Origin of the sequence: Meiothermus granaticius NBRC 107808, assembly GCF_003574355.1 — a bacterium.
Classification (GTDB): Bacteria; Deinococcota; Deinococci; order Deinococcales; family Thermaceae; genus Meiothermus; species Meiothermus granaticius.
The window spans coordinates 38,021-59,229 of sequence record NZ_QWLB01000016.1; the positions used below are offsets into that span (position 1 = coordinate 38,021).

Here is a 21,209-nt window from a genome sequence, read left to right on the forward strand (position 1 = left end):
CCTTAGGACAGGGCTTGCTGCAGCAAGGCCACGATTCTCTGCTCTTCCGCAGGGGTCAGGGCCTGTAGGGCAAAAGCCACCGGCCAGAGGGCTCCTTGGTCCAGTTTTGCGGCGTCGCTGAATCCAAGGGTTGAGTACCTCGAGCCAAACTTGGCCGCGCTTTGAAAAAAGCAGACCACTTTGCCGTCTTGGGCATAGGCGGGCATTCCGTACCAGGTTCTGGGCCAGAGGGTGGGGGCATGGGCTTTGATCAGAGCGTGAAGCCGCTCAGCCAAGGCCCGATCCCCTTCCGGCATGGCCGCGATGGCCTCGAGCACCGCCCGCTCGCCCTCGGCCTTGCTCTGGTGGGCGCGGGCTTCCGCCTTGAGCTCCTTGGCCCGCGCTCTCATTGCGGCCCGCTCCTCAGGGCTGAATCCTTTGGCCGCTTTGCCGGTGCCAGGCTGGGTTTTCAGGTCTCTCTTCTGGGGCATCCGTACCTCCTAACCTCGAGAACACTTGGGGTTGGCTACGCAAAAAGCATTTTGCAAACTTTCCTTACGTTCAAGGCATACTGTATCCCAGAACCCAGGCGGACGGAAGCCCCTTTAGGCTGGGTTGGTGGGGTGTGGGCTTGCAGCCTCGCCTTCTGTCCGATAGATTGAACAACCCTAAAGGCTCACCAGGGCCCGCACCGTTAGAATCAAAGCTGCGCGCCATCCTCAACCCAGTGGCCCAGGAGCCCGCCCACGAGGAAGCCATGACAACCACCCAGATCGAAGGTCGCATTCCCCCGCACAACCTTGACGCCGAAGCCAGCGTGCTGGGATCCGTGTTGCTCGACAGCGAGGTGCTCGATCGGCTCGAGGGTCTCCTCAGTCCAGAAGCGTTTTATAAGGAGTCGCACCGCAAAATTTGGGCGGCCATGAGCCTGTTGCGGGCGCGGCGAGACCCCGTGGACTTGGTCACCCTCTCAGAGGAGTTACGAACTCGAGGCGAGCTCGAAGAGATCGGCGGGTATAGCTACTTGGTGGGGCTGTCCGAAACCACCCCTACCGCAGCCTACGCGGAGTATTACGGGCAGATCGTCGCGGAAAAATGGACCTTACGCAAGTTGATCGGGGCCGCCGGTGAGGCCATGCGCATGGCCTACGATGAGGTGGGAAGCCTGGAGGATATCCTCGACAGCGCAGGGCGGATGGTGCTGGAGGTCTCAACCCAAGGGGCCAAGTCAGAGTTCCAGGCGATGCGCGAACTGGTGCACGAGACCTTCGAGCACATCGAGTGGTTGCACGAAAACAAAGGCCAGCCCGATGGGGTGCGAAGTGGTTTTCGCGAGCTCGACAGCATGATCGGTGGCCTCACCGCGGGCTCCCTCAACATCATCGCGGCCCGGCCCAGCATGGGGAAAACCGCGTTTGCCCTGACCATCGCCCAGAATGTGGCCCTGAGGGAGAACCTCCCGGTGGCGATCTTCTCGCTGGAGATGCCGGCCATCCAGCTGGTCACCCGCATGCTCTGCTCCGAGGCCCGGGTGGACATGAACCGGCTGCGCCAGGGGTCCCTGATTGACCGGGATTTCTCCCGGTTGGCCGATGTGGCTGGGCGGCTGGCCGAGGCCCCCATCCTGATTGACGACACCTCCGACCTAACCCTGATGGAGCTGCGGGCTCGGGCCCGCCGACTGCACAGCCAACACTCGCTGGGGTTGGTCGTGATTGACTACCTCCAGCTCATGTCTGGGCCCGGAGGAGGCAAGAACGGCGGGGAGAACCGCCAGCAGGAGATCGCCCAGATCTCCCGGGGGCTGAAGGGTCTGGCCCGCGAGCTGGGGGTTCCGGTGATTGCCCTCTCGCAGCTTTCGCGGGCGGTGGAGGCCCGGCCCAACAAGCGCCCCATGCTCTCCGACCTGCGCGAGTCGGGTTCCATCGAGCAGGATGCCGACCTGGTGATGTTCATCTACCGCGACGACTACTACAACCCCCATTCGGAAAAGGCCGGGATTGCCGAGATCATCGTGGGCAAGCAGCGCAACGGCCCCACCGGAACAGCAGAGCTGCAATTCCATGCCCAGCACGTGCGCTTCAACGACCTGGCCAAAGACGAGATCTGACCTCGAGCCCAGGCCTCACCGCGTGCCAGCCACCCTAGGGGGAGCCCCCATCCTCCCCTCACCCCCTCGTAACCCCCCGATAACCGACCCTGGCCAGACTGAGGCTGGGAGCGGTACTCCGCCCCATACGAGGAGAACTTCAATGAACAAACGCACCCTATACATCGGTCTTACGGCGCTTAGCCTGGGCCTGGGGGGTGGGCTCTACGCCCTGGCCCAAAGCAGCCCGCCCGCGCAGCCCGGTCCACAGCAAACCCAGCGCACCAACTACCGCGAGGTGTTCCTGCAAAAGCTGGCCACGGCCCTTGGCGTAGACGTAGCCAAGCTCAAGGCAGCCCTTCAAAGCGTAGGCATCGCCACCGTAGACGAGGCCCTGAAGAACAAAGACCTGACCCCAGCCCAGGCCGAGCGAGCCAAGCAGCGAATCCAAAGCGGTGACTTTGGCCTGCGGGGGTTTGGTGGGCCAGGCATGGAGCGGGGTGGACGGGGGTTTGGCATGGAGCGGCAGGGGTTCAGGGGCGGGCCCTCAGCCGGCCTCGAGGCCGCAGCCAAAGCCCTAAATACCTCTGTACCGGACCTTGTGGGCCAGCTCCGCAGCGGCAAAACCCTGACCCAGATCGCCCAGAGCAAAAACGTTGACCCCCAGGTGGTTAAGGATGCGGTCATCAACGCCCTGAAGGGTCGGCTGAGCCAGATGGTGAGCGCCGGTCGCCTGACCCAGGCCCAGGCCGATCAGATTCTGGCCAAGGCTCAGCAAGATCCCAACTTTGGGCTCTTCGGCGGACACCGCTCCCGGTGATGAGGCCATCGGTATAGAAATCCACCGTCCATCGCGGAGTCCGAAGCCTATCCTGCCTATTGGGATAGGCTTCAAACCTTTACCTTCCCTGGCCCAAAGGCCTTAGAACAATATTGGGATGAGCCAAGGTTTCGGTTTATCCTAGGCGGTATAAAAAACCTTCATGAAATACACGGAATCTACATATTTCGTTCCCTGGGAATACATAGGTGAACCCCAGACTCTACAGGTGTTGGAGGTAACGACTTGAAACTTGCCCGCTGGCTTGCCCTGATCTTCGCCTTGTCCTGTCCGGTGTGGGCGCAGGAGGCGCTGACCCTCGAGGCGGCCCTCAAAGCCCTGCAAAACAGCCCTTCCTGGCGGAGCGCTGACCTGAGCTATGAAAGCGCCCTGCGCGCATTGGAGGCCGCCCAGGCCGCCAGCGGCCTGCAGGTGACCCCGGGGGCCAGCTACACCCTCGCGGACTCCGGCGGCAGCACCAGCAACAACCTGACCTTGAGCGGAACCGCCTCACTCAACGTGCTGCCCTGGACCCCTTCTGCGGACGCCATACGGGCGGCCCAACGGGCTTTGGAGCGGGCTGCGTTGACTCGAGCCAGCACCCGCAACACCCTCTACGCCACCTTGATCAGCCAGTACTTCGGGGTCCGTCAGGCCATGGAAAGCAACAGCCTGGCTCAGGCCAACCTGAAGTTGCAAGAGGCCCTCACCCGAGTGGCCCAAGCCAAGTACGATACCGGTCAGCTCAGCCTCAGCGACCTGCTGACCCAGCAACAGGCCCTGGAGAGCGCTCAGGTAAGCGCTGGGAGCGCGGTAGGCAATCTGGAGATCGCCCGTCAAACCCTGGCCAACACCCTAGGGATCCCTGCTAGCAACTTGGGCGAGTTCCCCACCGCCCCCACCGCCCCCACTCTGCCCACCGAGCCCCTCGAGGCCCTCATCTCCCAGGCCCAGGCCCGTCGGCCCGATGTGCGCATCGCGCAGTCCCAGCTCGAGGATGCCCAGGACAATCTGAGCATCGCCCAGCGCAACCGCTGGCTTCCGGATAGCAGCGTGAATCTGGGCTACAGCGTGCGCAACCCCACCACAGGAACCACCACCACCTCGATCTCAGCAGGGCTCGACTTCAAAAGCGGCGCCGCCGGCTTGAGCGCCTCGGTGCCGGTGGTTTCCAGCAGCTCCGGCAGCACCGCCAACGTGCTGAGCCTGGGCCTTTCGGTCAGCTTTCCCCTACTGGCCCCTTCGGGCGATGCCAGCATCCGCTCGAGCCAAACCGCCCTGAGTGCGGCCCAGCTGGCCCTACAAAGCGCCCAGCGGGCGGCAGAGCTCGACGTGCGCCAAAAATACCAGCAAGCCCAAACCGCCCTAGCCCAGGTGGGCATTGCGCAGGCTGCCCTCACCACCGCCAACCAGACCCTCAAAACCGCCCAGGCCAAGCTCGCAGCTGGGACGGGGACCGCGGTGGATGTGCAGCAAGCCCAGGTCAACGTGCAACAAGCCCAAGTTAACCTCGATAGCGCCATCATCAACGCTCAAACCGCAGCGATCGCACTGCAAAACGCCCTTGGTGTAAACCTCACAGGAGCCAACCCATGAGCATCCGATCCACCCATCCTCAGTCCCTACCGTTAACCTGGAGAAAAGCCGCCTGGCTCTGGAGCATCGGGCTCCTGCTCTCCACCTCTGCCTTGGGTCAGGCCCAGAGCGCCCCACCCACCTCCTTAGTCCAGGTCTTGCGCCAAGCCTACGCCCAAGGCCCTTCTCTGCAAAGCGCCCAGGCCACCCTGCAGAACGCCACCATTCAACTGAATGCGCTCAAAGCCGATCCCAGCACGCTGGTGGTAGCCCTGACCCAGGCCCAGCAAGCCTATGACCTGGCCAGGGTCAACCTGGAAGCCACCCGCCTGAGCGTGATGCAAAACGTGGTCAACGCCTATCTAAGCCTCTATGAAGAGCAGCAGAACGTCGAGCTGCTGCAAGCCCAAGTGGCCCTTAACCAACGCAATCTGGATGTGGCCAAGGCCCGCCAAGCCACCGGCAATGCCACCGCGCTAGATGTGGCCCGGGCCCAAACCACCCTGGATAGCTCCAAACAAGCCCTGACCAACGCACAAACCCAAATTCCCATCCTCTCGGCTCAGCTTGCCGCACTGTTGGGCGTAGGGAGCCTGGGGAACTTCACCGCGACCGCTCCCGAGCCTCCCAAAAATGTCCAGGTTGACCTCGAGGCTTTGAACAAAGACCTGTTCAGCCGCTTACCCAGCGTGCTTCAAGTCCAGCAGGCGGTAGACACCGCAGCGCTCAACGTCAAGCTCTACGACAACGACTACACCCCCGCCGTCAATCTGGAGGCCGCCAAAACCTCCCTGGCCAACAACCAACTGGCACTCGACACAGCTCAGAAAAATGCCCTAACCTCTCTCTCCAACGCTTATCAAACCGCCCAGAGCTATTACAAGCAGATCGCCATCGCCCAGCAAAACGTGGCCAACGCCCAAAAGGTGGTCGAGCAAGACAAGGTCGCGCTCAAGGCCGGTACCATATCGGCCTTGCAGCTCCAAACCGACCAGGTTTCCCTGCAGAGCGCACAATATAGCGCCCTGCAGGCCATGGATAGCTACTGGAAGGCCTTGGCTGCGCTCTCGGTAGCGGCCGGGCAGGACTTCACCGGATTGGTGCAGGCTGCCAGCGCCAAATAGGAGGGGTCATGCAAGTTGAAGGGCGAAAGGGGGCCACAAGCATGCGATGGGGACAGTGGATTGGAGTGGCCATACTCGTGGCAGCCGCCGGGGTTGGGGGCTATGTACTGCGCGGAAATAGCAGCTCAGCCACCCCGACAGCCGCCGGAAGTTCGCGCAGCGGAACCCGGGGCCAGTTTGGCCAGGGGAGCTCTCAAAGGCAACCAGGGCAGGGGTCGGCTCGAGCGGGGGCCATCATCCTCGTGCAGACGGACACCAGCAAAGCCGGTACCCTGGTGGCTCAGCGGCAGGCGGCTGGAACGGTAGAGCCGGTTACCCAGAGCCAGGTCGCGGCCCAAACCACCGGGGTGGTGAGCAAGATCCTGGCCAATGTAGGGGACACCGTCAAACCCGGACAGCCCATCCTCCAGCTGGATGACAGCCAGCTGCGCATTGCGGTACAAAACGCCCAGCTGGCCCTGCAAAATGCACGCATCAACCTCACCACCCAAACCAACGCCACCAACGACGCCACCGTAAAGCTCCAACAGCAGCTCCAAGCCGCGCAAACCAGCCTGACCAATGCCCAGATCAGCTACCAGTCGGCCCAGCGGGTCTACCAGCTCGGCGGCCTCTCGGTCAATGATCTCAACAGCGCCAAGGCCAACCTCGACACCGCCAAGGCCAATCTCTCGGCGGCCCAAAGCGCTCTGGCCGCAAACCAAAGAGCCGGCAGTGAAACCCTGGCGCAGCTCCGGGTCGCGGTAGACCAGGCTCAAAACCAGCTTCAGCAAGCCCAGATCAACCTGGCCAATGCCACCATCCGTGCCCCCTTTGCCGGGCAGATCTCCGCGATCAATGTCGCTGTAGGGGAGGCTGTGGGCAGCAGCAGCCAGCCTTTCACCCTGGTCAGTCCTGAACGTCAGGTGCGCTTCAATGTGCCTCCCACGGATGCCACCTCCATTCGTCCGGGTCAGGTTCTCAGCTTTAATACTGGAGCGCAGACCTTCCAGATCAAGGTGGATCAACATCCGGCCGCCCCGGTAAACCAGATGGTCTCCCTCACCGCCCGCATTCTGGGGGAGAATTTGCCTCCGGCAGGCGCGGTAGGTACGCTGATCTATCCTGTCCGGCTGGCCCAAGGAACCCTTGTCCCCATCGCTGCGCTGCAAAACGACGGTACGCGCAACTACTTGTTTGTGGTTGAAAACGGCAAGGCCAAAGCGCAGACGGTCACCGTGTTGGCGCAGGCAGGAAACCAAGCCGCGGTCAGCGGGGTAGCCCCCAACCTCGAGGTCATCGTCAACCCCCCACCAGGGCTTCTGGATGGCTCGAGCGTAGCCAAGGTGGGGTCACAGACCCCCGGTTCCAGCTATGGACAAGGCCCGAACGGCAACAACCCAGGGCAGCGCTCAGGCTCTGGTACGCGTCAGGGCACCCCTTCTGGCAAGCCAGCCTCTTCAAGCCAGGGCCAGCCCTCCACCCCCACCCAGACCCGGCCTAACCCTCAGGGCAGCAGCGCCCCTCAAGGAGGCAGCCAACCGTGAGGCCGCTCAAGGAGTTCCAAACCCAGTTGTTCAACCGGGTGAACCCCTTGGTGGGGTTCTCGGTGGCCCGATACGTCTTTAGCATCGGCCTGTTCGCCGCGATTGTGGCCTTTGGGCTGATCGCCGCAACCCGACTGGGGGTAGATCAGCTTCCCAACCCCAATATCCCAGTGGTGGCCATCTTCACCAGCTATCCTGGGGCCAGCCCCGAGGTGGTGGACAATCAGGTTACCCAGGTGATCGAGAACGGGATCTCCAACCTGGCCGGGATCATCAACATCAACTCCAACAGCAGCCAGGGCAGCAGCCGGGTGATCCTGCAATTCAACACCGGGGTAGACCAGAACGCCATGGCCAACCAGGTCGGGGCTCAGGTCTCGGCGCTGGCCCGCAGCCTGCCCTCTGGGGTGAACCCGCCCACCGTGCGCACCTTCGATCCTACCGCCCAGCCGATCCTCGAGTTTGGCCTCTCCGGTGGGGGAGCCAGCCTGGCCCAGGTATACGATTACGCCAACAACACCCTGGTCAACATCCTGCAACGCATCAATGGGGTGGCCAACGTCACCCTCACCGGCGGGCTCAGCCGACAGTTCCAGGTGCTGCTTAATCCCAGCCGCTTGCAGTACTACAACATTACCCCGCAGCAGGTCACCCAAGCCATACTCAATGGCGCGGTGGATCAACCCATCGGGAGCATTACTCGAGACGGCAATACCCTGACCTTCTCCACCCGCAACATCCCCACCAACGCAGAACAGCTCTCGCAGATTCTGGTGGACTCGAGCCGGGGCATCCGGGTGAGCGACCTGGGCACCGTCCGAGACAGCAGCACCAGCAGCGACTACGTGCGGGTTAATGGGCAGCCGGTGGTGTTGGTGTCCATTCAGCAAACCCAGGGCTCCAACGCCGTAGCCGTAGCCCAGGCGGTGCGCCGGGCCATTGCCCATACCCAGTTGCCCCAGGGCTACAAGGTGACCTACTCCAACGACACCACCACCCCCATCACCGCCAGCATCAACGCCACCTACCATGAGCTGCTCAACACCGCCATCGTGGTGGCCATCGTGGTGCTTTTGTTCCTGGGGCGACTCAACACCGCCTTCACGGTAATCCTGGCCATTCCCATCGCGCTCTCAGCTGCTCCGGCCCTCTATAGCCTGATGGGGTTCACCTTTAACCTGGTCTCGTTGCTGGCCCTGATCGTGGCCATCGGCATCGTGGTGGACGATTCCATTGTGGTGGCCGAGAACGTCGAGCGGTATCGTGGGCTGGGCTATAGCCGCACTGAGGCGGTGCTCAAGGGGGCGAGTGAGGTCTTCAGCGCGGTCGCTGCCGCCTCGCTCTCCTTGCTCTCGGTGCTGATCCCGGTGAGCTTCCTGGGGGGCTTCGCGGGGTTCTTCCTCCAGCAGTTCGCGCTGGGCTTGGCCGCGGCGGTGTTCTTGTCCTGGTTCGAGGCCTTGCTTTTCCTCACCGTGCGCATGGCCTACACCCCCGATAGCCATCCCCGCACCTGGAGCGACCTTGGCCATAGCGTAGCCCAGCTGCCGGATTCCCTGCGCTGGGGATGGCGCTCGTGGCGCAGCTTCCTGGGCCTTTTGGGAGCCTTGGTTGCCGCCATCGTGCTGCTGCGCCTCTTTGGCCCGGTTGGATTACTGGCGCTGCTCCTCTACCCCTTCGCACTGGGAATCGCCTATTACCTGGTCAACCTCGGGCTTACCTTCCTCGAGGCCCTTACCACCACCCTGCACGGCTGGACGGAGATCGGTCTTTCCTACGTGCGCGAGGGGTATGCCAGCCGCCTGAACAGCCTGCTGAACTACAGCGGCTGGGTACTGGCGGGAGCAGCTGCTTTTTTTGTGTTCACCGTGGTCTTCATCGGGCCCAAAATTCCGTTCAATTTCGTTCCGCAAAGCGATAACGGTAGCGCTCAGGTCACCCTTTTCCTGCCCTCAAGCACCACGATCTCGACCGCCAACACCCTGGCTGCCCGGATAGAGGGGTATCTGCTCTCCCGCCCTGAGGTGCGCACGGTGCAAACTGATGTCAGCGCCAATCGGGCCAGTATGGTGGTCCAGCTCATTCCACGCGAGGAGCGGGCCAGGGTTTTTAGCCTGATCCCCCAATGGCAGCGCGCGATCACCGGCCTGCTGCAGGACCAGCCCTCGGCCCGGGTTTCCATCAGTGCTGGCGGTGGCTTCCGGGGACAAGGCTCCGCGTTGCAGGTCAACCTGGCCTCGCCCAGCTTTGACCTGCTGAATACCCGCACCAACCAAGCCCTCGATCTGCTGCAATCCGACCCCAATGTGCTCTCGGCCACCACCAGCCTCACCCAGTCCACGGTGGAAAACCGCTTCATCCCCGATCCTAGCCGGATGGCCGGTACCGGGCTGACCGCCAGCAACGTGGCCACCGCCCTGCAGACCTACACCAGCGGCAGTCAGGCTGGCAATGTCCAGGTCAACGGGCTAAACTACCCCATCCAAGTGCAGCTGGATCCCATCTACCTCAACGACACCCAATCGCTGCTCTCGCTACCCATCTACTCCTCCACCCTCCAGACCAACCTCACCGTGGGTCAGCTCGGAAGCGTCATCCAAGCGCAAACCCCTACCAACATCAGCCGTACCAATCGGCTCTATACCAGTACCCTCAACATCAACCTAGCCCCAGGCGCACCCAGCCAGCTCGAGTACCAACGCCAGCTTGCGCAAAAGCTCACCCAGGCCGGCATCCTGGACAATCAGGTTTCCTTGGCCAGCACCAGCCAGTTTAGCCAGGCGGCCCTGGCCAGCCAGCTCAGCAGCCTGGGAATCCAGGTGTTTGGGCTAGCCCTGTTCCTGGTGTATCTGGTGATGGGGGCTCAGTTCAACAGCTTCCGCTACCCCCTTTATCTGTTGCTCCCGGTGCCGCTGGCCATCGTGGGCGCGCTGTTGGCCATTTTCATCTCGGGGGGCAGCCTGGACATTTTTAGCGTGATGGGATTCCTGCTTTTGATCGGGCTCTCGGCCAAGAACGCCATCCTCTATCTGGACTTCGTAGTGGAGCGGCTGGGCAAGATGGAGTTCCGCGATGCCCTGGTAGATGCAGCCCGTCTGCGCTTCCGGCCGATCATCATGACCACCACCACCGTGCTGGTGATCAGCTTCCCACTGATCCTGGGCCGCGGCGAGGGTTCGGAGTATGCACAGGGGCTGGGGGTGGTGATTCTGGGGGGCATCCTGTTCTCGGCCATCCTGACCTTCTTTGTGGTACCGGCGGCCTTTTACCTCTTCGAGCGCAACCGTCCGGCTACCCAAGTGGCCCCTGCACCGCTTTCCCCATCCCCAACCGCCACCGACTGAATCGGTCTCCAGACCTATACCCAAAAGGGGCGCATCTAGATGCGCCCCTTTTACAAGTAACGGCAACATAACGCTCGGGCGAATACTATTCCCTCAGAACCCCTCGAGGGCCCACCTCAAGGCGTAACGTGGCCAAGGTGGAAGAAATTCCCTTCCGGCTTGTGCATTTGACCTGAGCTTCCCCTAAGCCTGTGTTACCTTGGACCTTAGGTTAACGAAGGAGTTTACGCTTGAGAGGCTCATCCCCACTTCCCAATCGTTGGCGTGCCAAGGCCACGGGGTCCCTCGGCATTTCCTCCTTCGGCCTGGGCTGGGTTGTGGCCTATCTATACGCTCTAATCCCCGTTCGCCTCAGCACAGCCGCACAATTTCAGATGAGAGGAGACGGATGAATAAAGCCGGTGGTCCAATTCAACTCAAGCTATGGGGCCCCGCCCGCCTGGAATATCAGGGGCGTGAGCTCAAACTCCAACGCAAAGGCTTAGCGGTGCTCTATTATCTGGCCCTCGAGGGGCCTACCCGCCGTGAGGTACTGGCCGATCTCCTATGGGGTCACACTGCCGCTTCACAAAACCTGCGGGTGGAGCTCCACCGGCTCAGCCAAGCCCTAGCCCCCCTGGGTTACACCCTGTTCAAAGCGGGGGAAGACCCCCTGCAACTGCCCGCCTTTGTTGGGCTAGACCGCACCCCTTCGCCCGGTGCACCGATGGAAGGCTTGGAAGAGCTCTCGGTAGAGTTCAGGGCCTGGCTCGAGGGGCAACGCTCCCAGTTGATGGCCAACAGCTCAGGCACCGTGGGGCGTGAGCGGCTGGTGCAAGAGGTTGCCGCCCAGATCACCCTTCCTTCCGTGCTGATCCTGATGGGCCGCCCCGGCTCGGGACGCACCGCCTTCGCCCAAGCTCTGGCCAAGGCCCTGGGTATGCCCTTTTTGGAAGGCCCGCGGGGTGGGGGCAAAGCCCTGCACTACCTGCGCCCACCCTACAACGAGGTCCTGGTGGAGCGGATCATCACCGACCGCGAGGGCTTGTGGGTGGTCGAGCGTAGCAGCTATGGCGAAGACCCCAAACTGATCCTCGAGCTGCGCAGCCATTACCCCGCCGAGCGTACCCGCTACATCACCCTGCCGCCCTTGCAGTGGGCTGAGGCTCGAGCGGGGATGCTCTCGAACCTGCCTTTTGCCCAAGCCGCCCGGCTTTTCCTGGCCTCGGGCGGCTCCCCCGGTCACCTGCGTGAACTGCTGGCGGTGCCCAGCAGCGGCGGTGAGGTGCCGCTGCCTCAGCGGGTACGGGCCCAGGTGCAGCTCGAGGCCCGGATGCTCTCCCTGGAAGCCCGACTGGCCCTGGAGCGGCTCTCGGTACACCCTGGCCCCTATTCCCAAGGGCTTCTGGACGCCCTTGAGGCCACCCCCTATCTGGATGAGCTCGAGCGGCGGGGCTGGCTGGTCTACAACGGACAGTGGCAGTTCTCGGATGACGCGAGCCGGCGGGTACTCTACCTTGGCCTACAGCCTGGGCGCCGCCAGCAATACCACCGCCAGGCTGCGCTGCAGTCCGCTATGGAAGAACAGCGCATGGCTGAGGCCTATCACCGCCTAATGGCCGGGGACACCGCCGACTGGGGCACCTTTGTCACCGGACTCCCCGGCTGGACCCGCTATGGCCTCAAGGCCTGGCTCGGCATGAACGAGAACCTCCCCTTCAGCCCTGCCACCTCCGAGGTGGCTCGAGGCAACGAGCTCACCTTACTGGAGGAAGCCCGTCTAGGTCAGGGGTTCGAGGTCGAGGGCCGGTTTGTCCGCTGGGTGCGCACCCCCTCCCAGGCCACCACTTCCGGAATCATGTGGGCCGCCCACGACGAGCCCTCCCTCTTGCATCTCAAAGGCAACCTCTATGTGGAAAATCCGCTGGGGGTGGGGATTTCAGGCCGGGCCGCCCCCCTCACCCTGGAGATCCAGGAGCCTCGAGAGGCCCGGATCATCTTCCTATCGGGGATTCAGGCCGGGGCCCTGGCCGAAAATGCCCTGATGCTGCCGCTGCAGGAGGAGCTTAACCTGTGGTTCCGCATCCCCGCCGGCGCCAGTATCCGCCTGACCAGCAGCGCTGAGAGCGGGCTGATCGACCTTGAGGCCACCACCTATCGCATCGCCTCCCCCGCCCAAGCTCAGGCTGCCCCCAAAGTGATGGCCTATGAGTTTTTTCGTAGCGCAGTAGAAACCGCCAAACGCTTCTAGTCTCTTCTCCCAAAGGCGGGGGCGGCTCCCCCGCCCTCCTTTCATTAAATCGCTCACCTTACACATGAACCCTGCAGGATATGTATTGTGGAACTGTGCTGGCCGGTAGCCTAAGCTCAGCCTCTGCCGGATCTCAGTCTCTTCCCTCTTGCCAAGATATGGCCTGCGTAAACTCAGCGCAACAAACGTTAACGCTGTGAGCAATGAAGGCGCCATGCAGGATTTAACCGCTACCCTTAGAAAAGATCTGTCTCGGGAGCCATCATGGTGCAGATTCGCCGGGTTCTAAATAGCCGCATCGCTCAGAATGCCGTGGCGTTGTATGCCGTGCAGATGCTCTCCTATGCGATGCCGCTGATCACCCTGCCCTATCTGGCCCGGGTTCTAGAGCCCAGCCACCTGGGGCTGGTCGCATTCGGGCAGAGCTTCGCAGGCTGGCTCTCGGTGGTGGGGGAGTATGGCTTTGGCTACTCGGCCACCCGCTCGATCGCCCGTGTGCGCGAACGTAAGGAGGCGGTAGCAGGCATCGTGATGTCCACCATGGGGGCCAAGGCCCTGCTGACCGGGGGGATGATCCTTGCTACCCTGGTAGCCATTCCAACCCTAGAGGTTTTCCGGGCTGAGCCAGCTCTGGCCTGGTGGTCGCTGCTGATCGCGGTGGCTTGGACCATCATGCCGGTATGGTACTTCCAAGCCATCGAACGCACCTGGTTCACCGCCCTGGTAGACGGGATTGCTCGCATCGGCCAGCTAGCCGGCATCTTCCTGTTTGTGCGCTCCCCCCAAGATGCCTGGATCGCTCTGGCTGCTCAGGGCCTCAGCAGCGCTCTGAGCGCGGTCGTCCAGTTGGCGGTGATGTACCGCAATGTGCCCTTCCGCATGCCCACCTTTGCCCTCTCCTGGGTCGCCCTTAAGGTGAGTTGGAATCTGTTTCTCAATCGGGCCTCGGACAACCTCTACACCTCGAGCGGTAGCCTCTTGCTGGGGGTGATGACCAATCCGGTACAAGTAGCCCATTTCGCCAACGGTGACAAGCTGGTGCGTCCGGCCATCTCCATCATCTGGCCCATCACCCAAGCCCTCTATCCTCGCATCAGCCACCTAATGCGCCACGATGCCAACTCGGCCATGCGGCTCAGTCGGATTGCCTTGATGGTCACCACCGGGATGGGACTGGCGGGGATGCTGCTGACCATCGTGCTGGCCCCCTGGGTGGTACACCTGCTCTTTGGCCGCCAATACGAAGCCACCATCCCCGTGCTCCAGATCATGGCCCTATTGATGCCCATCGTGGGCTTTGGGGCCTCGCTCTCCGTGCAGTACATGTATCCTCGCCGAATGGAGCGGGAGGTAATGCATTCAACCCTTACCGCTGGAGTGATCTACGTCTTATCGGCAATCGTTCTGACCCATCGCTATGGCGCCTTGGGTATGGCGGTGGCGGTGGTGCTGGCAGAAACCTGGGCTTCGGCCTATCGCTTTGTGGTGCTGCGGCTGCGCAAGGTGTTGTGAGGGGGGGTTGGATTTGAACGAACGCTTTGCACTGTATCTCCCTTCGCTCCTGGGTGGGGGGGCCGAGCGGGTTACGCTTAACCTGGCCGAGGGCATGGCCAAAGCCGGGGCATCGGTGGATCTGGTGTTGGCCCAGGCTACGGGTCCGCTGCTGAATTCGGTTCCGCCTTGCGTACGGGTCGTGGATTTAGGGGCCAGGCGGGTCATGGCCAGCCTCCCCGCCCTGACCCGCTACCTGCGGCAGGAGCGGCCTACGGGCTTCCTGTCCGCCCTTGATCATGCCAACGTAGTGGCCCTGTGGGCCAACCGTTTGGCTGGGAACCCCACCCGTATGGTGGTGGCCATCCACAACACCCCTAGCCAAGACTCTGGTCATGCCCTTTCGCTTCGGGGGCGCCTAATCCCCTTGTCTATGCGGCTGTTTTATCCTTGGGCAGACCGCATTGTGGCCGTCAGCCGGGGGGTGGCTGAGGATTTCACCGCGTTGACTGGAATCAGGGACCGGCTCGAGGTGGTCTATAACCCGGTCATTTCACCCGATTTTGGGCTCAAGGCTGAAGCCCCCCCAAACCACCCCTGGCTGGCCCCTGGGCAGCCCCCAGTGGTGCTGGGAGTAGGTCGCCTGACTCGGCAAAAAAACTTCCCTAACCTGATCCGAGCCTTTGCCGAGGTGCGCAAAACCCAGACCCTCCGGTTGATGATTTTGGGGGAGGGCGAAGAGCGTGCGGCACTCGAGGCCTTAGTGCATGAGCTAGGGCTGAGCGCGGACGTCGAGTTGCCGGGTTTTGTGCCCGACCCACTGGCATACATCAAGCGGGCCGCTTTGTTCGTCCTCTCCTCGGATTGGGAAGGGCTACCCACCGTGCTCATCGAAGCCCTGGCCCTGAGCACTCCAATTGTCGCTACCGACTGCAAGAGCGGGCCCCGGGAAATCTTGGACGGGGGGCGCTGGGGGCGGCTGGTGCCAGTAGGAGACGCCTCGGCTCTGGCCGCTGCCATAGCCGCCGCCCTCACCGAGCCGAGGCGAGAGGTGCCTCCCGAGGTCTACTCGAGCTATACCCAAGGGGTCGTTGTGGAAACCTATTTGCGGCTGCTGCGGGGCAAAGTCCCCCAAGTGTTGATCGAGGGAAAACACCCAGTATGATCCTTATCCTGTATCCATCCGAACAGCCCCTCCGGAGGCGCTATGCCTAGGCTGGCCTATTACCTGCTGTGGCTCTATGTGTTCACCATCCCCTGGGAGAACATCATCACCCTCCCGGGCTTAGGTACCCTGAGCCGCCTGGTGGGGATCACCGCCGTAGGCGTGGGGTTTTTACACGTGCTGCTGGTGGGGCGGGTGCAGCTCCACCGGGTTCACATCCCCGCCATTGCCTTTGTGTTGCTTGCGCTGGCCAGTTTCTTCTGGACGATTAGCCCCTCCGATACCCAAGACCGCAACTTCCAGTACATCTTGCTGCTGCTGTTCATGCTCCTGATGTTCAACGTAGTGGAAAGCCCCGCGCAAATACGCGGTTTATTGATCGCCTACGTGCTGGGGTGTTTGATCGGGGTCGCCAACACCTTCCAAAACTTCCTCAGCGGCAGTGAGGTGGCCTATGAACGCTACGCCGCCGACGGCTTCGACCCCAATGACCTGGCCTTTGTCCTGGCGCTGGGTATCCCTCTGGCTTGGTACCTGGCCCTCACCAAAGAACGCTCTCGCCTGGTCTGGCTGTACCGGCTTTATCCTGTACTGGCCCTGATCGTGAACTTCCTGGCTGCTGCTCGAGCCGGGCTCCTGGGGGTTGCGGCAGGGCTCCTGTTCGTATTCGTGACCCTACCTCGGGCCTCGACCCGGCTCAAGGTCATGGTAACCGTGCTGGGGCTGGCAGCCTTGTGGTTGATTCCGGTTCTGGTCCCTCCGGAAAACTTCTCCCGCCTGGCCACCATCGCCGAGGAACTGCGCTCGGGCACCCTCAACGATCGAACCAACATCTGGCAGGCTGGGTTTCAGACCTTCAACGACCACCTCTGGCTGGGAACCGGGGCCGGAACATTCGGCACCTCGATGGAAGACCAGCCCATGTTTCGCCAATGGATGGCCCCCCACAACCTCTTTGTGAGCCTGAGCACCGAGCTGGGGTTGGTGGGGGTGGGGCTATTTATCCTGCTCCTGCTGGGGGTGGTCTGGAGCATCCTCGAGCTACCCAGCCTCGAGCGCCTGCTATGGCTCACGGTGTTCGTGATCTTGATGCTGGTGTTTAACTCCCAAAACTGGGAGTGGCGCAAGCAAACCTGGTTGATGTTGGGGCTAATTCTCACCCACTGGAAGGTGCTGCATACCTATCTGGAGGCGCCATGGAAGCCAAGCCGCCGAGCCTTGTCTTCTTAATCACCACCCTGGGGTTGGGGGGGGCCGAAACCCAAGTGGTGCGGTTGGCCACTGGGCTCAAGGCTCGAGGCTGGCGGGTTTCGGTGGTCACCATGTTGCCCAAGGGGCACAATGCCGAAATTTTGCAAGGGCAGGGTATCCCGGTACATTCGCTGGAGATGCGCCGTAGCTTGCCCGATCCCAGGGCGGTGCTGGCCCTGGCCCGCTTTCTGCGGCAGGAACAACCCACCATATTGCACGCACACATGGTTCATGCCAACCTGCTGGCCCGTGTGGTGCGGCTTCTGGCCCCGGTGAGGGTGGTCATCTGTACTGCCCACAACGTCATCGAGGGTGGGCGCTGGCGCGAACTGGCCTATCGTCTCACCGATCCGCTCTGCAACCTCACCACCCAGGTCAGCCAGGCCGGTTTAGAGCGCTACGTACAGGTTGGGGCTGTCCCGGCGCATAAAATCCGCTTCATCCCCAACGGCATCAACACCGCTGAATTCCACCCTGATGCCCTGACCCGCCAGCGCCTGCGGGACGAACTGGGGCTGGGGGGGGAGTTTGTCTGGCTGGCGGCAGGGCGGCTGACCGAGGCCAAGGACTACCCCAACCTGCTCCAGGCCTTCCGCCAGGTGCTCTCTCAGCAGCCAAACTCACGCCTGCTGATCGGTGGTACGGGGGAGCTGTTGGGGGCGCTGCAAACCCTAAGCCGCGAGCTGGGCCTGGGGGAACGGGTTCAGTTTTTGGGGCTACGCAAGGATATGGCCGCGGTGATGAGCGCCGCGGACGGCTTCGTGCTCTCTTCCGCCTGGGAGGGATTACCGATGGTGCTCCTGGAAGCCGCGGCCAGCGGCCTACCGGTGGTGGCTACCGATGTAGGGGGGAACCCTGAGGCCCTTCAATCCGGCATTACGGGGGTTTTGGTTCCCGCCAAGGATTCACCGGCCCTGGCCAAGGGCATGCTCGAGCTCGCCGCCTTACCCCCCAGCCAGCGGCAGGAAATGGGCGAGGCTGGCCGTCGTTTTGTGACCGAGCATTATGGCCTCGAGGCGATCCTCACCCAGTGGGAAACCCTCTATCGTGAACTGGCCCCCCTCCCAGCCCCCCCGGCTGGAAAACCTTCGCCCTAGGAGAGAATTGATGCCCACCAAAGTATTGTTTGCCGCCAACGTCTCGCTGTTTTTCAGCAAATTTTTGCTGCCCCTGGCCGACCACTTCCGGGCTCAGGGCTGGCAGGTGGACGGGGCCGCCCCCGATGCCACCGGGTGGCAGCCTTCACGGGGCCATTTTGACCAGGTGTTCGATATCCAATGGTCCCGCAATCCACTCGACCCTAAAAACATCCTGCGGGGCATTCATCAAATTCAGCAGCTGGTGGAGCGGGAAGGCTACGATATCGTCCACGTTCACACCCCGGTTCCGGCCTTTATCACCCGCTTGGCTTTGCGCAATCTGCGGAAGCGTACCGGCACTCGAGTGATCTACACCGCCCACGGCTTCCACTTTCATCCCAAGGGCAACCCCCTGAGCAATGCGGTGTTTCTGGGCCTCGAGTGGCTTGCAGGGAGGTGGACCGACCACCTGGTGGTCATGAACCGCGAGGACGAGAGCGCGGCGCGGCGCTACCGGATTGTGCCGCCGGGGCGGCTGCACTACATGCCGGGAATCGGCCTCGATCTCAACCGCTACACCGCCGAAGCGGTGCCCCCGAGTGAGGTAGAGCGGGTGCGGGCGGAGCTGGGGCTCACCGCGGGACAGCCTTTGTTCTCCGTGATCGCCGAGTTCATCCCCCGCAAGCGGCATCGGGACGCCCTGCTGGCCTTTGCCCAGCTGAACCACCCTAGCGCGCGACTGGCCCTGGCCGGTACTGGGCGGCTCGAGCCGGAGCTGCGGGCCCTCACCCGCAAGCTCGGGCTGGAGGGGAGGGTGTTGTTTCTGGGCTGGCGGCAGGATATCCCGGCTTTGATCAAAGCCTCGGTGGCCACCCTGCTGCCTACTCAGCAAGAGGGCCTGCCCCGCGCGGTGATGGAGTCCCTGTGCTTGGGTGTGCCGGTCATCGGAACCAATATCCGGGGGGTCCACGAGCTGCTCTACCCCGATAGCGGCTTCCTGCTCGAGGTGGGGGACGTGGCCGGAATTGCCAAAACCATGCGCTGGGTGCTCGAGCACCCCCAGGAGGCGCAGGCCATGGGGGTTAGGGCCAAGGAGTGCATGCAGCCCTATGACATCCGCCACATCCTCGGGCTGCACGAGCAGCTCTATGCCCAGGCCCTGGGCGAAGGCAGCGGACGCTCCTCCAAAACCGAGGCCTTTCATGCCTGACCTTCTATTTACGCAGCCCCCCGCCGGCCATATAATCCCTAGGCTTCTGCCATCGGGCGGTCATAACCGCTAAGATCTCCTATGCCCAAGGTATTGTTTCTCGCCAACATCGCTCGCTTTTTCACCGACTTTCTGCTGCCTTTCGCCGACCATTTCCGGGCCCTGGGCTGGCAAGTAGATGCCGCCGCCGCAGAGATGACGGGCTGCACCGAATGCCCCCTGCATTTTGATCGCACCTTTGACCTCGAGTGGAGCCGCAACCCTCTGGACACCCAGAACTTTCTCCGAGGGCTACATCAGGTGCGCAGCCTGATCGCTGAGGGGGGCTACGACCTGATTCACATCCACACCCCGGTATCGGCCTTCTTAGCCCGGCTGGCCTTGCGGGGAATTCCTCCGCAGCGGCGGCCCAAGATCATCTACACCGTCCACGGCTACCACTTCCATAAACGCGGCCATCCGCTCAAGAACCTGGTGTTTTTGGGGATCGAAAAACTGGCCGGACCCTGGACCGATTATCTGGTGGTCATCAACCGCGAGGATGAGCAGGCCACCCTGCGCTACAACATCGTGCCGCAAAACCGCCTGCGCTATATGCCGGGAATCGGGGTTGATCTAGCGCACTACTCACCCAGTTCGGTAAGCCCCCAGCAAATCACCGCCATTCGGAGTGAGCTAGGGCTCAGCCCAGAACAGCCGCTCTTTGTGATGATCGCCGAGTATGACCCCGAAAAGCGCCACCGGGATGCCTTGCAGGCTTTGGCCCGGCTAAATCAGCGCACGGGCCGCAACGATGCGGTGCTGGCGCTGGCCGGGGTGGGCAGGCTGATGGAGGAGGTGCGGCGGCAAGCCCAGGCCCTGGGGCTGGAGCCTCAGGTGCGCATGCTCGGCTGGCGCCGGGATGTACCCACCTTGGTGCGGGCGGCCTGCGCCACCTTGCTCCCCTCCGAGCGCGAGGGGCTGCCGAGGGCGGTGTTGGAATCCCTGGCTTTGGAGGTTCCGGTGATTGGCTGCAACATCCGGGGGGTTCAGGAGCTGCTCGAGGGAGGGGGAGGGCTCCTGGTCGAGGTGGGCGATGTTGAGGCCATGGCCCAGGGAATGCAGTGGATCCTCGAGCATCCCCAGGAGGCCGCCCAGATGGGACAAACGGGCCGCCAGCGGGTCGCCGCCTACGACTTAAAAAACATCATTCGACTCCACGAAATGCTCTACTCTGAGGCCATAGGCAAGGCCGCCCCTACGCTGAGCCAGGTTGGATTGGGCTAATCCGCCAACCCCCAAGCTCGCCATCCATGTTGGGAGGAAATATCCCATGCCAGATAGTCTTATCTTATTGCTCACGGCGCTTTCTGGGGTCCTCTTGGTGGGGTTCTCGATCCCCCTGGCCCGCGCTCTGGGAATTGTGGACAAACCCGGGGAGATCAAAATTCATACCCTCCCCACACCCCGCTTCGGGGGGATCGGCATCGTAGCCGCCCTAGGGCTGTGGGGCGCCATGAGCGGGGCCCTGTCGGGCTGGGCCCTGTTGGGGCTGTTGATCATCGCCGTTACCGGTGGTCTTGATGATCGCTTTTCCATCTCACCTCGTTTGCGCCTTCTGGCCGAGCTGGGAGCTGGGGTGGTGTTGGGGCTGCACTTTTGGGAACAGCTAGGGCCGATCGGGGTGTTGCTGGGCGTTGGGCTGGTCCCGGTCATGGCCAACGCCATCAACCTGATTGACGGCATGAATGGCCTGGCCTCTGGCAACGCGCTGGTCTCATCTGCGGGTCTAGCCCTGCTGCTCTCGCACCTCGGCTCGAGCCCCACCCTCGCCCTGATTTTGTTGGGCGGATTGCTGGGGTTTTTGGTATGGAACTACCCTAAAGCGAAGACCTTCATGGGGGACTCGGGGAGCCTCTCCATCGGCTATATCCTGGCCATCCTCCTGCTCCAAGCCGCAAACCAGGGGTTTGTGCCCTTCCTGGCAGCCCTCACCATGGTGGGCTTCCCCCTGTATGACATGGCCTCGGGGATCATTCGGCGTGCCCGACGGGGCAAGCCCATTTTCGAGGGCGACCGAGACCATACCTATGACCGGCTGGACCAGATCTATTTGCACAACCCCACCCTCACCGTCGCGGTGGTCTGGGTCACCACCCTGCTGCTGGTGCTGTTGGGGTGGGGGGTGCTGCAGCTCGCCCTGCTGCCCGCCTTTTTGCTCATCGCCGCAGCGCTGGTGGTGCTGTTCTGGGGCGCCTATCGTTTGGGGTCCCTGTAGCTCAGGGCATGGCCATCGCGGTATTGTTGTCCTCATCGAGGTTTCTCAGCCACGCCTGGCAAATACACCGGC

15 protein-coding genes are annotated in these 21,209 nt (G+C 62.5%); 14 read left to right on the plus strand and 1 reads right to left on the minus strand.

Going from position 1 to position 21,209, the window contains the following annotated elements:
* Positions 1-2 precede the first annotated feature (2 nt).
* Positions 3-470, minus strand: coding sequence for an iron chaperone (locus tag Mgrana_RS07215; protein WP_119356935.1), 468 nt, complete (start codon positions 468-470; stop codon positions 3-5).
* Between the two features lie 281 nt (positions 471-751).
* On the opposite strand from Mgrana_RS07215, the gene dnaB reads away from it, so the two are divergent.
* From dnaB to Mgrana_RS07285, 14 genes are all read left to right on the plus strand, one after another.
* Positions 752-2,089: a replicative DNA helicase gene (gene dnaB / locus Mgrana_RS07220; RefSeq protein ID WP_119356958.1), complete on the plus strand. Its 1,338-nt coding sequence runs from the start codon at positions 752-754 to the stop codon at positions 2,087-2,089.
* 142 nt (positions 2,090-2,231) lie between these two features.
* On the plus strand, positions 2,232-2,888 hold the full coding sequence (locus Mgrana_RS07225; protein WP_119356936.1) for a hypothetical protein: 657 nt from the start codon (positions 2,232-2,234) through the stop codon (positions 2,886-2,888).
* Positions 2,889-3,134: 246 nt separating this feature from the next.
* Positions 3,135-4,484, plus strand: coding sequence for a TolC family protein (locus Mgrana_RS07230; protein ID WP_119356937.1), 1,350 nt, complete (start codon positions 3,135-3,137; stop codon positions 4,482-4,484).
* A complete protein-coding gene (locus Mgrana_RS07235; protein ID WP_119356938.1) occupies positions 4,481-5,587 on the plus strand; it encodes a TolC family protein in 1,107 nt (368 codons plus the stop codon). The genes Mgrana_RS07230 and Mgrana_RS07235 overlap by 4 nt, the downstream gene beginning before the upstream one ends.
* Positions 5,588-5,829: 242 nt before the next feature.
* Positions 5,830-7,113 (plus strand): efflux RND transporter periplasmic adaptor subunit, encoded by a 1,284-nt coding sequence (locus tag Mgrana_RS07240; protein WP_170146422.1) that lies wholly within the window; start codon positions 5,830-5,832, stop codon positions 7,111-7,113.
* Entirely contained in the window at positions 7,110-10,454 is a 3,345-nt protein-coding gene (locus Mgrana_RS07245) for an efflux RND transporter permease subunit (protein ID WP_119356940.1), read from the plus strand. The genes Mgrana_RS07240 and Mgrana_RS07245 overlap by 4 nt, the downstream gene beginning before the upstream one ends.
* A 388-nt stretch (positions 10,455-10,842) precedes the next feature.
* The gene (locus Mgrana_RS07250; RefSeq protein ID WP_119356941.1) at positions 10,843-12,684 is read left to right on the plus strand and encodes a transcriptional regulator; all 1,842 of its coding nucleotides are present in this window, start codon (positions 10,843-10,845) and stop codon (positions 12,682-12,684) included.
* A 264-nt stretch (positions 12,685-12,948) separates the two neighbouring features.
* Positions 12,949-14,196 carry a flippase gene (locus Mgrana_RS07255; protein WP_119356942.1) on the plus strand — a complete coding sequence of 416 codons (1,248 nt, stop codon included), beginning with the start codon at positions 12,949-12,951 and terminating at the stop codon, positions 14,194-14,196.
* Between the two features lie 13 nt (positions 14,197-14,209).
* Positions 14,210-15,340 (plus strand): glycosyltransferase, encoded by a 1,131-nt coding sequence (locus Mgrana_RS07260; RefSeq protein WP_206075062.1) that lies wholly within the window; start codon positions 14,210-14,212, stop codon positions 15,338-15,340.
* A gap of 42 nt (positions 15,341-15,382) precedes the next feature.
* Positions 15,383-16,570 carry an O-antigen ligase family protein gene (locus Mgrana_RS07265; protein ID WP_119356944.1) on the plus strand — a complete coding sequence of 396 codons (1,188 nt, stop codon included), beginning with the start codon at positions 15,383-15,385 and terminating at the stop codon, positions 16,568-16,570.
* Positions 16,537-17,688 (plus strand): glycosyltransferase, encoded by a 1,152-nt coding sequence (locus Mgrana_RS07270; RefSeq protein WP_119356945.1) that lies wholly within the window; start codon positions 16,537-16,539, stop codon positions 17,686-17,688. Before Mgrana_RS07265 ends, Mgrana_RS07270 begins: the two co-directional genes overlap by 34 nt.
* Before the next feature lie 10 nt (positions 17,689-17,698).
* Positions 17,699-18,880, plus strand: coding sequence for a glycosyltransferase family 4 protein (locus tag Mgrana_RS07275; RefSeq protein ID WP_119356946.1), 1,182 nt, complete (start codon positions 17,699-17,701; stop codon positions 18,878-18,880).
* A gap of 81 nt (positions 18,881-18,961) precedes the next feature.
* The gene (locus tag Mgrana_RS07280) at positions 18,962-20,146 is read left to right on the plus strand and encodes a glycosyltransferase (RefSeq protein WP_119356947.1); all 1,185 of its coding nucleotides are present in this window, start codon (positions 18,962-18,964) and stop codon (positions 20,144-20,146) included.
* A gap of 46 nt (positions 20,147-20,192) precedes the next feature.
* Positions 20,193-21,137 (plus strand): glycosyltransferase family 4 protein, encoded by a 945-nt coding sequence (locus Mgrana_RS07285; RefSeq protein ID WP_119356948.1) that lies wholly within the window; start codon positions 20,193-20,195, stop codon positions 21,135-21,137.
* Positions 21,138-21,209 lie beyond the last annotated feature (72 nt).